Annotated in this window: 13 protein-coding genes; 10 read left to right on the forward strand and 3 right to left on the reverse strand. The window is 66.0% G+C overall.

Features of this window, described 5'->3' with window-relative positions; all coding sequences use genetic code 11:
• Positions 1-73: 73 nt before the first annotated feature.
• The 9 genes from yaaA to panB all read left to right on the forward strand — a co-directional run bounded on the left by yaaA (position 74) and on the right by panB (position 7,277).
• Positions 74-850: a peroxide stress protein YaaA gene (gene yaaA / locus VVD47_RS05305; RefSeq protein WP_327602353.1), complete on the forward strand. Its 777-nt coding sequence runs from the start codon at positions 74-76 to the stop codon at positions 848-850.
• Positions 851-1,097: 247 nt separating this feature from the next.
• Entirely contained in the window at positions 1,098-1,748 is a 651-nt protein-coding gene (gene hda / locus VVD47_RS05310; protein ID WP_327602354.1) for a DnaA regulatory inactivator Hda, read from the forward strand.
• Positions 1,749-1,803: 55 nt separating this feature from the next.
• Positions 1,804-2,469: an HAD family hydrolase gene (locus VVD47_RS05315; RefSeq protein WP_327603191.1), complete on the forward strand. Its 666-nt coding sequence runs from the start codon at positions 1,804-1,806 to the stop codon at positions 2,467-2,469.
• Between the two features lie 5 nt (positions 2,470-2,474).
• Positions 2,475-2,948: a ribose 5-phosphate isomerase B gene (gene rpiB, locus VVD47_RS05320; RefSeq protein WP_327602355.1), complete on the forward strand. Its 474-nt coding sequence runs from the start codon at positions 2,475-2,477 to the stop codon at positions 2,946-2,948.
• Positions 2,949-3,480: 532 nt separating this feature from the next.
• Positions 3,481-4,848: a polynucleotide adenylyltransferase PcnB gene (gene pcnB / locus VVD47_RS05325; RefSeq protein WP_327602356.1), complete on the forward strand. Its 1,368-nt coding sequence runs from the start codon at positions 3,481-3,483 to the stop codon at positions 4,846-4,848.
• Between the two features lie 38 nt (positions 4,849-4,886).
• The gene (gene folK, locus VVD47_RS05330) at positions 4,887-5,372 is read left to right on the forward strand and encodes a 2-amino-4-hydroxy-6-hydroxymethyldihydropteridine diphosphokinase (RefSeq protein ID WP_327603192.1); all 486 of its coding nucleotides are present in this window, start codon (positions 4,887-4,889) and stop codon (positions 5,370-5,372) included.
• A 5-nt stretch (positions 5,373-5,377) separates the two neighbouring features.
• Positions 5,378-5,746 (forward strand): DMT family protein, encoded by a 369-nt coding sequence (locus VVD47_RS05335; RefSeq protein WP_327602357.1) that lies wholly within the window; start codon positions 5,378-5,380, stop codon positions 5,744-5,746.
• A 39-nt stretch (positions 5,747-5,785) separates the two neighbouring features.
• Positions 5,786-6,424: a deoxynucleoside kinase gene (locus tag VVD47_RS05340; protein WP_327602358.1), complete on the forward strand. Its 639-nt coding sequence runs from the start codon at positions 5,786-5,788 to the stop codon at positions 6,422-6,424.
• Positions 6,425-6,461: 37 nt separating this feature from the next.
• Positions 6,462-7,277, forward strand: a complete 816-nt coding sequence (gene panB, locus VVD47_RS05345) for a 3-methyl-2-oxobutanoate hydroxymethyltransferase (protein ID WP_327602359.1) — start codon at positions 6,462-6,464, stop codon at positions 7,275-7,277.
• Positions 7,278-7,343: 66 nt separating this feature from the next.
• Here panB and VVD47_RS05350 read toward each other — a convergent pair whose 3' ends face one another.
• From VVD47_RS05350 to VVD47_RS05360, 3 genes are read right to left on the reverse strand one after another with little or no spacing between them, the layout of a single operon-like run.
• On the reverse strand, positions 7,344-9,101 hold the full coding sequence (locus tag VVD47_RS05350; RefSeq protein ID WP_327602360.1) for a hypothetical protein: 1,758 nt from the start codon (positions 9,099-9,101) through the stop codon (positions 7,344-7,346).
• Positions 9,101-10,684 (reverse strand): NAD(P)/FAD-dependent oxidoreductase, encoded by a 1,584-nt coding sequence (locus VVD47_RS05355; RefSeq protein WP_327602361.1) that lies wholly within the window; start codon positions 10,682-10,684, stop codon positions 9,101-9,103. Before VVD47_RS05355 ends, VVD47_RS05350 begins: the two co-directional genes overlap by 1 nt.
• Positions 10,685-10,725: 41 nt before the next feature.
• Entirely contained in the window at positions 10,726-11,184 is a 459-nt protein-coding gene (locus VVD47_RS05360; RefSeq protein WP_327602362.1) for a GtrA family protein, read from the reverse strand.
• Between the two features lie 205 nt (positions 11,185-11,389).
• On the opposite strand from VVD47_RS05360, the gene argB reads away from it, so the two are divergent.
• Positions 11,390-12,277 (forward strand): acetylglutamate kinase, encoded by an 888-nt coding sequence (gene argB / locus VVD47_RS05365; protein ID WP_327602363.1) that lies wholly within the window; start codon positions 11,390-11,392, stop codon positions 12,275-12,277.
• Positions 12,278-12,287: the final 10 nt, after the last annotated feature.

The raw sequence follows: 12,287 nt of genomic DNA on the forward strand, positions 1-12,287 counted from the left end.
GTATACGGACGATGCAGGGGAGGCCCGGTATCATCCCCGGCGTTCCGTCCTCAGCCTTCCCTGCGTATCACCGATGCTGCTCGTCATCTCCCCCGCCAAGTCCCTCGACACCACCAGCAAGCCCAGCACCCGCAGCCACACCCAGCCGGACTTCCTTGAGCAATCGCAGGTGCTCATCGAGGTGCTGCGCGACTACGACCTGGCCGGCGTGGCGAGCCTGATGGACCTGAGCGACGAACTGGCGGCGCTGAACGTCGGCCGCTATGCCAGCTGGCAGCCGCCTTTCACCTCGAAGAACGCCAAGCAGGCCGCGCTGATGTTCGATGGCGACGTCTACGACGGCCTGCAGGCGCCGACGCTGAGCACGCCGCAACTGAAGTTCGCGCAGCGCCACCTGCGCATCCTCTCCGGCCTCTACGGCCTGCTGCGCCCACTGGACCTGATCCAGCCCTACCGCCTGGAGATGGGCACCCGCCTGCCGACCCCGGCCGGCAAGGACCTGTACGCCTTCTGGGGCGACACCATCACCCATGCGGTGAACGCCGCGCTGGCCGAAAGCGGCAGCAAGGTGCTGGTGAATCTCGCCTCCGACGAGTACTTCAAGTCGGTGAAGCCGAAGAAGCTGGACGGCCGCGTCATCACCCCGGTGTTCCAGGACTGGAAGAACGGCCAGTACAAGATCATCAGCTTCTTCGCCAAGCGCGCCCGCGGCCTCATGAGCCGCTACGCCATCATCAACGGCATCCGCAAGCCGGACGCGCTGAAGGCCTTCGACCTCGACGGCTACACCTTCGCGCCGGAAGCCTCTGACGCGGATACCTGGGTGTTCAGGCGTCGGCTGGCGGATTGAGGCACGGCCGTTGGCTGAGCCCGTCGAAGCCAACTCGCCGAAGGCTTGCCCTATCAGCAGGCTCCTTCCGCCCCTTCGACCCTTCGACAGGCTCAGGGACCGAAGCTCAGGGACCGAAGCTCTGGGAACGGCCTTCCCGATCGCCATGGCAAAATGACGCCCCTCGCCGCCCGTTTCACCCGATGTCCATGACCGCCCTGCCCCCGTCCCGCGACAGCCTCGCCCAGCGCGACGCCCGGCCCCAGCCATGAGACAGCTCGTCCTCGACCTGCGGCCCAGCCCCAGCCCGCGCTTCGACAATTTCGTCAGCGGCCCCAACCAGGCCCTGCTGGCCGCCCTGCAACAGCAGATCGCGACACGCGACGGCAGCGTGCTCTACCTGTGGGGCTCGCCCGGCAGCGGCCGCAGCCACCTGTTGCAGGCCGCTGTGCAGGCCTGCGAAGGCCAGCGCCCCGCCCGCTACGCACAGGCTGCCGTGACGCCCATCGAAGCCGGCGGATTGCTGGCCATCGACGACGTGGAGCAACTGTCGGCCGACGCGCAGATCGAACTGTTCCGCAACCTCATCGGTGCCCGCGAGGCCGGCGCCAGCCTGGTGCTGGCCGGCAATGCCCCGCCCGCGGCCTTGCCGCTGCGCCCGGACGTCGCCAGCCGCATCGCCCAGGGCCTGGTGTTCGAGATCCAGCCACTGGACGACGCCGCCCGCGCCGACCTGCTCACCCGCCAGGCCCATGAACGCGGCTTCGCGCTGGACGACAGCATCGTGCAATGGCTGCTGCGCCACGGCCAGCGCGACCTGCCCTGGCTGCTGGCCGTGCTGGACGCCCTGGACGAAGCCTCCCTCGCCCACGGCCGCCGCATCACGCTGCCGTTGGTGCGCGAAATCCTCGCCAGCTGACATCCGTCAGCGCCGCCGAACACGAACTCCAGACAATCCGATCATGACTGCTCCCGTGAACCTCGCCCTGTTCGACCTCGACAACACCCTGCTCGCCGGCGACAGCGACCACGCCTGGGGCGAGTTCCTCGCCAACACCGGCGTCGTCGACGGTGTCGAATACCGGCGCCGTAACGACGCCTACTACGAGCAGTACAAGGCCGGCACGCTGGACGTCATCGAATTCCAGTGCTTCGTCATGGAACCGCTGGCCCGCCTGTCGCGCGCCGAGCTGGATGGATTGCACACCCGCTTCATGGCCGAATGCATCGCCCCGATGATGCTGCCGCAAGCCCGGGCCCTGGTCCGCAAGCACCTGGACGCCGGCGACCTGTGCGCCGTAGTGACCGCCACGAATGCCTTCGTGGTCGCGCCCATCGTGCGGCAGCTCGGCATCCCGCACCTGATCGCCACCATCCCCGCCCAGGAAAACGGCCGCTTCACCGGCCAGCCGCGCGGCATCCCCGCCTTCCAGAAAGGCAAGATCGCCCGCGTCGAAGCCTGGCTGGAATCGCTGGCCCTGAACTGGCAGAGCTTCGCGCAAAGCCACTTCTACAGCGACTCGCTGAACGACCTGCCGCTGCTGGAATGTGTGACGCACCCGGTAGCGGTGGATCCGGACCCGACGTTGCGGGCGAAGGCGACGGAACGTGGGTGGCCGGTGGTCAGCCTGCGGGCTTGATTGCGATGACCAAGCCACTCGCCATTGCCTCCGACCACGCGGGTCTGGAACTGAAGCGCACGCTGGTTGCAGCGCTTGAGGAACAGAACATCGCCGTGCGTGACTTCGGCACCCACAGCAGCGACTCGTGCGACTACCCCGACTTCGCCCACGCCGTCGCCCGAGCCATCGAGGGCGGTGAAATCGAACGGGCGATCCTCGTGTGCGGAACAGGTGTAGGGATGTCCATCGCCGCCAACCGGCACGCCGCAGTCCGCGCCGTGGTGTGCAGCGAACCCCTGAGCGCACGCATGTCCCGCCAGCACAACGACGCCAACGTGCTGTGCCTCGGGGCACGGGTCGTGGGCACAGGTACGGCGGTCGATATCGTGGAAGCGTTTATGAGCGTGAGGTTCGAAGGTGGGCGGCACGCAGGACGCGTTACAAAAATCAATCAACAAACAGCGGCAAGCACTGCCAGTCAACTGAATAAAGCCTAAATCTTTGATCCCAATAGTTGTTACGGCGTAGACCCGCCGTTCTCCTTCTGACGGAAGCTAGAGATATGTTTTGGTTCCTAGACTCGTTTGAACGTGACATCAGATCCGGCAAGCTTAGCTATGAGTCATATACACGCCTGATCGGCGCGGAAGCCTATGGACAAGCATCCAGCATGGGGGCATTGCGGAAGGATCTGTTTCGCATCCTTGGAAACATTCAAAAAGGAAGAAACTACGTTATAGACAGAGGGCCAAGGGGAAAATTGACTGTGGGATCAAGACTTAAATTCATCGAATGGGTGCAGAACGACTTCCCCGACGCCTACGCCTGTTTTTTCAGCCAAGGATGAAGGGGGAAGACGGCATAGCGCCTACAACGTCGGTAGAGAATTCACGCCCGAGGTTCGTTCATGCCGGCCAGTCCATCGCAACGCCCGACCAAATCCGCCAAACCCTTGATCGGCTGTATACTTCCGGCCTTCGAACAAACCCGTAGCAACCGGCCGGTGAGCCGGACTCCCCCCGTCCCACGATGATCCGCAAGCTCCTGCGCAAGGTTTTCGGCGGCGCCGACAAGCCGCGCAACAAGATTCCCGCCCCCACTGTCGTCGGTGTCGCCCAGCACGGCGTGCGCCGCGAGCAGTTGTCGCCGGCCGCGCGCAAGGTGTGCACGGTGCTGCAGGAAGCCGGCCACAAGGCCTACGTGGTGGGCGGTGCAGTGCGCGACCTGATCGCCGGCATCGAGCCGAAGGACTACGACGTGGCCACCGACGCGACGCCCGAGCAGGTGCGCAGCCTGTTCCGCCGCTCACGCATCATCGGCCGCCGCTTCCAGATCGTGCACGTGATGAGCGGGCCGGAGACCATCGAGGTATCCACCTTCCGCGCCCTGCACGACGACGACACGCCTACCGACGAGCACGGCCGCGTGCTGCAGGACAACGTGTTCGGCACGCAAGGCGAAGACGCCACCCGCCGCGACTTCACGGTCAACGCGCTGTACTACGACCCCAGCGACGAGACCGTGGTGGACTACCACGATGGCGTCGCCGACCTGAAGAAGAAGACGCTGCGCATGATCGGCGACCCGGTGGCGCGCTACCGCGAGGACCCGGTGCGCATGCTGCGCGCGGCACGCCTGTCCGCCAAGCTGGGCCTCACCATCGACGCAGAGACGCGCAAGCCGATCCGCGAGATGTCGGAGTTGCTGAGCAACGTGCCGCCGGCCCGCCTGTTCGACGAGATGCTGAAGCTGCTGACCAGCGGCCATTCGGTGGCCTGCCTCAAGCAGCTGCGCGCCGAGGGCCTGCACAAGGGCCTGTTGCCGATGCTGGACGTGATCCTCGACCAGCCGATGGGCGAGCGCTTCGTGTGGCTGTCGCTGGAGAACACCGACGGCCGCGTGCGTGCGGACAAGTCCATCTCGCCCGGCTTCCTGTTCGCCACCCTGCTGTGGCACGAGGTGCTGAAGAACTGGGAAGAGCGCAAGGCGCGCGGCGAGCACGCCACGCCAGCGCTGTTCGCGGCGATGGGCGAAGTGCTGGAAGTGCAGGCCGAGAAGCTGGCGATCACCCGCCGCATTTCCGGCGACATCACCGAGATCTGGGCGCTGCAGCCGCGCTTCGAACGACGTGCCGGCAAGTTCCCCTACCGCCTGCTGGAGCAGCCGCGCTATCGCGCCGGCTACGACTTCCTGCGCCTGCGCGCGGAGGCCGGCGAGGTCGACATGGAGCTGCCGGACTGGTGGGAGACCTTCGCCCATGCCAGCACCGAGGAACGCGCCGCCATGCTGCTGCCGGAAACCCGCGAAGGAGCCGCCCGCAAGCGCCGCCGCCGGCCGCGCCGCAAGACGCCCGGCGAAGGCGGCGGTGGCGACCTGCAAACGGCTGCCGAGGGTTGAGCGTGCCCGTCGTGCGCGCCTCGATGGCGCGTGACTCGATGGTGCGGGCCTACATCGGACTGGGGGCGAACCTCGGTGATGCCCGCCGCGCCCTGCTGGACGCCGCGGCCGAGCTGAACCACCTGCCGGAAACGGAAGTCGTCGCAGTGTCCTCGCTGTACCGCACGGCGCCGGTGGGCTACGCGCACCAGCCGGACTTCATCAACGGCGTGGCCGCCGTCGACACGCAGCTGGGCCCACGTGCCTTGCTCGATGCCCTGCTGCAGCTGGAGCAGGACTGGGGCCGCGAGCGCAGCTTCCGCAACGCGCCGCGCACGCTGGATCTCGACGTGCTGCTCTACGGCGACCAGACGGTCGACGAGGCCGGGCTGCACGTGCCGCACCCGCGCCTGCACGAACGCGCCTTCGTGCTGGTGCCGCTGGCCGAGATCGCGCCGCACCTGGTGTTGCCGGATGGCCGTGCCATCGCAGCCCTGCTGCATGGTGTGGCCGACCAGGACATCACGCGCATCGAAGAGGAGTAATCCGCATGTCGGCCACCAGCGTTCTCAGCGGCCTGCCGGTCTGGGTGCAGACGGCCCTGCTGCTCACGGCGTCCAATGTGTTCATGACCTTCGCGTGGTACGGCCACCTGAAGAACCTGGCAGCCAAGCCGTGGATCATCGCGGCCTTCATCTCCTGGGGCATCGCGCTGTTCGAGTACCTGCTGCAGGTGCCGGCCAACCGCATCGGCGCCACCGAGCTGACGCTGCCGCAACTGAAGATCATGCAGGAGGTCATCACCCTGTCGGTCTTCGTCCCCTTCTCCGTGTTCTACATGAACCAGCCGATCAAGCTGGACTTCCTGTGGGCGGCCCTGTGTATGCTGGGCGCGGTGTATTTCATCTTCAGAAGCTGACACGCAGCAACCGGAAACAGGAAAGCAGGCAGAACCACGATGCTGGAAAAAGCCCGATACATCGTCGTCGAAGGTCCCATCGGCGCCGGCAAGACCTCCCTCGCCCGCAAGCTCGCAGAGCGCCTGGGCGGCCGCACGCTGATGGAGCAGCCGGAGCTCAACCCCTTCCTTGGCCGCTTCTATGCCGACATGGACCGCTGGGCGATGGCCACGCAACTGGCCTTCCTGTTCCAGCGCAGCGAGTTGTTGAAACCGCTGCCGCAGCAGTTGCAGGCCGGCGAGCGCGTGGTCAGCGACTTCGTACTCGACAAGGAACTGCTGTTCGCCGACCTGAACCTCGGCGAGGACGAGGCCGCGCTGTACCGCCAGGTGCTGATGCAGCTGCAACCCGCGGCACCACGACCCGACCTGGTGGTCTACCTGCAGGCGCAACCAGACACGCTGGTGGAGCGCGTCCGCAAGCGTGGCATGGATGCCGAGAAGCGCATCACCGAGGACTACCTGGAGCGCGTCGCGCGTCGCTACGCCGAGTTCTTCCACCAGTACGACGCCGCGCCGCTGTTCATCGTGAACGCGGAAGAGCTGAACCCGGTGGACCGCGACGAGGACTTCGAGCTGCTGTGGAAGCGCCTGATGCAGATGCGCTCCTACCGCGAGTTCTTCGGCTACGCGCAGTGACATCCCCGCCGCGCGCGCAGCCCCGTTGGAGAGTTTCATGAGCTACCTGCAAGACAACAAACCCGTCACCCTGCATGAACTGGCGCGCATGCGTGCCGAGGGCGATCGCATCGCCATGCTGACCTGCTACGACGCCAGCTTCGCCACCCTGTGCGAACGCAACGGCGTGGACGTGCTGCTGGTCGGCGATTCGCTGGGCAATGTACTGCAAGGCCAGCGCAGCACCCTGCCGGTGACGCTGGAACACATGGCCTACCACACCTCCTGCGTGGCACGCGGCGCCAGCAAGCCCTGGCTGATCACCGACATGCCCTTCGGCAGCTACCAGGAAAGCCGCGAACAGGCGATGCGCAACGCTGCCGTGCTGATGGCGGCCGGTGCGCACATGGTGAAGCTGGAGGGCGGCGAATACATGGCCGAGACGGTGCGCTTCCTGGTGGAGCGCGGCGTGCCGGTGTGTGCGCACGTCGGCCTCACGCCGCAATCGGTGCACCAGCTCGGTGGCTACCGCGTGCAGGGCAAGACCGAATCCGGCGCGGCGCAGATGCTGCGCGACTGCGCCGCGCTGGAAGCCGCCGGCGCGGCACTGATCGTGCTGGAAATGGTGCCCGCCACGCTGGCGAAGCAGGTCAGCGAAGCCACCACCAGCATGGCCACCATCGGCATCGGTGCCGGCATCGACTGCCATGGCCAGGTGCTGGTGCTGCACGACATGCTGGGCGTGTACCCCGGCAAGAAGGCCCGCTTCGTGCGCAACTTCATGGACGGCGCGGCCAGCATCGATGCCGCAGTCGCCGGCTATGTCGCGGCGGTGAAGGACCGCAGCTTCCCGGCCGCCGAACACACCTACTGACAGAGGATTCCTCCAAAGCAGAAAGGCCGCGAATGCGGCCTTTCTGCTTTGGAGGCAACGCCAGGCTCACACCGGAACGAGGAAGAACCAGGCGGAACTCACGATGAAACCCGCCAGCAACCAGCAGGCGATGCGACCGCTGCGCACGCACAGCAGCAGGAAGGGCAGCAACATCGGCATGACGTAGCGGAAATCGTTGCTCGGCGCATACGGAGCCTGCACGCGCAGGGACATGAGGCTGGCGATCGCCAGCACACCAAGCAGGATCAGCGGTGCATGGCGATACACCGTGCTGCTGCGACCGGCCAGCGCCTGCCAGCCGCCACGTGCCGCGCCGACCGCTCCCAGCACCAGCAGGGCCAGCAACCCCCAGCCCCACATCAGCGCGATGTCGCGCTGAACCGGTGCCGGAAAGTCGAACTCGCCGGACAGGCTGCTGCGCAGCAGGTAGTTCCAGAAATAGCCGCGGCCCGAAGCGTCTTCATACGCGCGGATCCAGGGCTGGGTCAGGAAGGTGTGCACGTCCATGCCCAGCATGTGCAGGGCATCCACCGGCACCTTCAGCTCCGGGCTCAGCCAGCCCGCGTTGGACACCAGCCAGCCCGGGGTGAGGCCCTGCAGGTAGTAGTAAACGTTGTCGGCCAGTGACAGGGCCAGCCCGGTCGCGGCGACGAGCGAGAAGCCGACGAGTTGCCCGAAGGCACGGCCCCGCCGCCCTGCCTGCGGATGCCACACCCGCCACAGCAGCAACAGGCCACCTGCCGCGACCAGCACGATGGCATTGGTCTTGGCGAGCAGGCCCAGCGCCGTGAGCACCGCGAAGGCCCACAGGTCACCGCCCTGCTGGCGCCGCCACCAGCGCACCAAGTAGTAGGCAGCCGCGCCGGCAATCGCGTAGTAGGCCGCGTCGTTGCTGAGGCGCACGCTGTGCAGGATGCCAGCGGGCCATGCCGCGATGGCTGCCGTCGCCAGCAGCGCAAGACCGGCGCGGTCGCGCAGCATCATGTTGAGCACCCCGGCCGAGCCGGCCAGGAACACCAGCCACAGCGCGAGCGACAGTGCCTGCAAGGTCTCCGGCGCCGGGATGCCGAAGCACGCGGCCCACTTCCAGGCCAGCGCACCGACGATGTAGTACAGCGGGGGGTGGTAGTAGGTCCAGCCGGCATTGGGCGCCGGTAGTGCCAGGTGCGTGGCCACCCATTCGACATAACCGATGTGACCCTGGATGCCGATGGTGTCGTGCGCCCGCTCGAACCACGAGGTGTCGGCCCAGTACGCCAGCAAGGGCACCAGGGCCAGCACCAGCACCAGCAGTTGCGACGCGCGCAGGCGGAACAGCACGCCCAGGCCGACCAGCAGCGGCAGGAAGGCCGCCGCCATCGCAATCCAGGCGCCGAGGCCCGGCACCGGCGTGACGTAGAGTCCGCCGCCGCCGCTGTGGTTGGTCAGCTGCAGGACGATGCGGTTCTCGCCCGGCTCCAGGTACTCCGACAGGTCGATGTGGAAGCCCAGCCAGTAGTTGGTGAGCAACTCCTTCGGAATGTGGTCCAGCGAGACGAAGCGGTCATTCACCCAGATGGCGCGCAGCTCGTCGTCCGGCACGATGCGCCAGATTGCCGGCTGGCTGTCGCGCGCCGGCAGTTCGACCAGCAGGCGGCGCGACTCGGCGGGCTCCTCGAAATTCCACGGCAGCGCCACCTTCTCGCGCTCGCCGTCGGGCAGCAATTCGGCCGCCTGCAGCACCGGGTAGTTGGCGTGCAGCACGGCGGTGACCGCCAGTGCCGACACCATCGCCAGCAGGATGAAGATCGCCAGCCTGCGCATCAGCTGGCCTTCTTGGTCTCGTGATACTCACCTTCGGTGTTGACCGACCACAGCGCCTTGCGCGACAGCGAGGGATCGATCATGCAGCTCACCGCTTCCATCGCGGTCAGCATGGAGTGGTCCTGGTTGTTGTAGCGGTGCTGGCCGTTGCGGCCCACGCAGAACAGGTTGTCCAGGCGGTCCAGCCAGTCACGCAGGCGGTCGAACTCGGCGTAGGTGCCGAAGTAGGCCGGGTAGGCCTTCTCGATCTTGATGCGGCAGGTGTCGAGCACGTCGGCCTTGTCGATGACGCCGATGCTGGCGAGTTCGTTCACCGCGAAGTCGATGAACTGCTGGTCGCTCTGCACCCACATGTCGTCGCCTTCGGCACACATGTATTCCAGGCCGATCCACACGGTGTTGGGATCCTTCACCAGGTAGGGCGACCAGTTGTTGAAGATCTGCAGGCGACACAGCCGCACTTCGCGCTCCTGGATGTAGATCCAGGTGTCCGGCACGACGTCGTTCACCGTGCGGATGTTCGTTTCATTCTTGATCTTCAGCTTGTTGACCAGCACGCCAACGGTCATGAAGTCGCGGTACGGCAGGCCTTCGGCGATGGCACGCAGGGCCGGCGGGACTTCCACGCCGCGCACCGCAGTGATGAGATCCTTGATCGGCATCGAGGACAGGCAGAAGTCGCAGTCGATGCGGGTGCGCACGCCATCCGGTCCTTCGGTGGTGACGGCGACGACGCTGCCCCCTTCGACGTGCAGCTCGACGACCTTCTGCTGCATGCGGATCTCGCCGCCCTTCTCGCGGATGTCGCCGGCGACGGTTTCCCACAGGTGGCCGGGGCCGAACTTGGGATAGAAGAACTGCTCGATCAGCGAGGTCTCGGTCTTCTTCTGGCGCAGGTCGGTGTCCTTACCGCCGGGGAGCATCTTCTTCAGTGCCGACAGCACGGCCTTGGACAGCGACAGGCCCTTGATGCGCTGTGCGCCCCAGGCAGAGGAAATCTCGCGCGGGTGCGCACCCCACACCTTCTCGGTGTAGTCCTCGAAGAACATGCGGTACAGCGGCACGCCGAAGCGGTTGACCAGGAAGTCCTCCAGCGACTTCTCGTTCGGGCGCTTCTTGATCTGCGACCAGATGTAGCCGAAGCCGGCCACCATGGTGCGGAAGATGCCGAGGTTGAGGATGGTCTGCGCCTTCAGCGAGATGGGGTAGTCGAAGAACTTGCGCAGGTAGTAGATGCGCGAGATGCGCTCGCGGATCAGCATCAGGCGGTCGGTCTTCTCCGGGTCCGGGCCACCGGCAACGTAGGGCTTGTCGGCGTTCAGCACGATGTCGTCACGGGCCGGTGCGCCCTGCAGCGGCATCATCTTTCCCCACCAGTCCATCACGGTGTCGCTCTTCGAGAAGAAGCGGTGACCACCGATGTCGATGCGGTTGCCGTTGTGCTGGATGGTGCAGGAGATGCCGCCGATACGGTCGGTGGTTTCCAGCACGATGGGGTGGATGCCGCTGTTACGGTCGAGCAGTTCGTAGGCAGCGGTCAGGCCGGCAGGGCCGGCGCCGATGATGACGGCAGTCTTGGACATGGCGATGCGACGAGAGAATCAGCAGAGGTTCTGCGGAGGGTTCAGCGGAAGAACACGAACAGCTTGCGCAGCGTGAAGTTCCACGCCAGCACGAAGCCGGAAACCACGATCTTGGTCAGGAGGGGGTGCAGGTGCAGCTTGTCGACGCCCAGCCACATGCCCAGCAAGGTGAGGCCGAAGCCGACGATGCCGATCACCGCGAAGACGAGGAAGTCGCGGGCACCGCGCGCCTGCGTGCCGCGCCACACCCAGGTGACGCACAGCGCGAAGCACACGACCAGCCCGGCCGAGAAGCCGAGCGCCGCTGCCAGCAGATGGTGAGCGCCCAGCGTGAGGGCCAGCGTGAGCACGCCGAAGTCGACCAGGAAGGCCACTCCGCCAACACCCACGTATTGAATGAATTCCTGCAGCGTCCGCTGCCAGGACTGGGGCAACCAGTCCGGCATGGGGACGAACCTGTCCACTGCCTTCACCTTGTCTCCTCCTGCAGTGCCGGACATGCGTGTGTCCGGCTGTCTTGGTCGGCGCTGCTTCATGGCTGCGCTCGTTATGGGGGGCTGAAAGCCGGACGATACTAACCGAAGGAGCCTGACAAACGCTCACCGCAGGGCAGCAAACGCCGGACGGCACGCTACGCGTGTCACGGTGGCGGCGTTAAAATGCGCGCTCCCCCGCAACACTGCGCCGGCAACGGCCCTCACGATCATGTCCGACATCCATACCGCTCCCGCGCTCAAGGCCGAGATCCTTGCCGAGGCGCTGCCCTACATCAAGCGCTTCTACGACAAGACGATCGTCATCAAGTACGGCGGCAATGCCATGACCGACCCGAAGCTGCAGGACTGCTTCGCCCGCGACGTGGTGCTGCTGAAGCTGGTGGGCATGAACCCGGTGGTGGTGCACGGCGGCGGCCCGCAGATCGACGACCTGCTCAAGCGCGTCGGCAAGCAGGGCCAGTTCATCCAGGGCATGCGCGTGACCGACGAGGAGACGATGGACATCGTCGAGATGGTGCTCGGTGGCCAGGTGAACAAGGACATCGTGAACCTGATCAACAAGCACGGCGGCAAGGCCGTCGGCCTGACCGGGGCGGATGGCGCCTTCATCCGCGCCAAGAAGCTGATGATGCCCAACAAGGACAACCCCGACGAGATGCTGGACATCGGCCAGGTGGGCGAGATCACCCAGATCGACCCGACCATCATCACCTTCCTGGATTCCGGCGACTTCATCCCGGTCATCGCACCGATCGGCGTGGGCGCCACCGGCGAGACCTACAACATCAACGCCGACCTGGTGGCCGGCAAGCTCGCCGAAGTGCTGAAGGCCGAGAAGCTGGTGTTGCTGACCAACACCCCGGGCGTGCTCGACAAGGAAGGCAAGCTGCTCACCGGCCTGACCCCGCGCAACATCGACGACCTGGTAGCCGACGGCACCCTGTCAGGCGGCATGCTGCCGAAGATCAGCTCCGCGCTGGACGCCGCGCGTAACGGCGTGCGCTCGGTGCACATCATCGACGGCCGTGTCGAGCATTGCCTGCTGCTGGAGATCCTCACCGATCACGGCGTGGGAACGATGATCAAGAGCCACTGACGGGAACGGC

Source organism: Uliginosibacterium sp. H1, from assembly GCF_036017065.1.
Taxonomy (GTDB): domain Bacteria; phylum Pseudomonadota; class Gammaproteobacteria; order Burkholderiales; family Rhodocyclaceae; genus Uliginosibacterium.

Bases quoted from the DNA above. Each gene is read 5' to 3' on its own strand.
- yaaA (WP_327602353.1), top strand. From the start codon at position 74: ATGCTGCTCGTCATCTCCCCCGCCAAGTCCCTCGACACCACCAGCAAG.
- argB (WP_327602363.1), top strand. From the start codon at position 11,390: ATGTCCGACATCCATACCGCTCCCGCGCTCAAGGCCGAGATCCTTGCC.
- VVD47_RS05355 (WP_327602361.1), bottom strand. From the start codon at position 10,684: ATGTCCAAGACTGCCGTCATCATCGGCGCCGGCCCTGCCGGCCTGACC.
- VVD47_RS05350 (WP_327602360.1), bottom strand. From the start codon at position 9,101: ATGCGCAGGCTGGCGATCTTCATCCTGCTGGCGATGGTGTCGGCACTG.
- pcnB (WP_327602356.1), top strand. From the start codon at position 3,481: ATGATCCGCAAGCTCCTGCGCAAGGTTTTCGGCGGCGCCGACAAGCCG.
- rpiB (WP_327602355.1), top strand. From the start codon at position 2,475: ATGACCAAGCCACTCGCCATTGCCTCCGACCACGCGGGTCTGGAACTG.
- panB (WP_327602359.1), top strand. From the start codon at position 6,462: ATGAGCTACCTGCAAGACAACAAACCCGTCACCCTGCATGAACTGGCG.
- VVD47_RS05360 (WP_327602362.1), bottom strand. From the start codon at position 11,184: ATGTCCGGCACTGCAGGAGGAGACAAGGTGAAGGCAGTGGACAGGTTC.
- folK (WP_327603192.1), top strand. From the start codon at position 4,887: ATGGTGCGGGCCTACATCGGACTGGGGGCGAACCTCGGTGATGCCCGC.
- VVD47_RS05340 (WP_327602358.1), top strand. From the start codon at position 5,786: ATGCTGGAAAAAGCCCGATACATCGTCGTCGAAGGTCCCATCGGCGCC.
- VVD47_RS05335 (WP_327602357.1), top strand. From the start codon at position 5,378: ATGTCGGCCACCAGCGTTCTCAGCGGCCTGCCGGTCTGGGTGCAGACG.
- hda (WP_327602354.1), top strand. From the start codon at position 1,098: ATGAGACAGCTCGTCCTCGACCTGCGGCCCAGCCCCAGCCCGCGCTTC.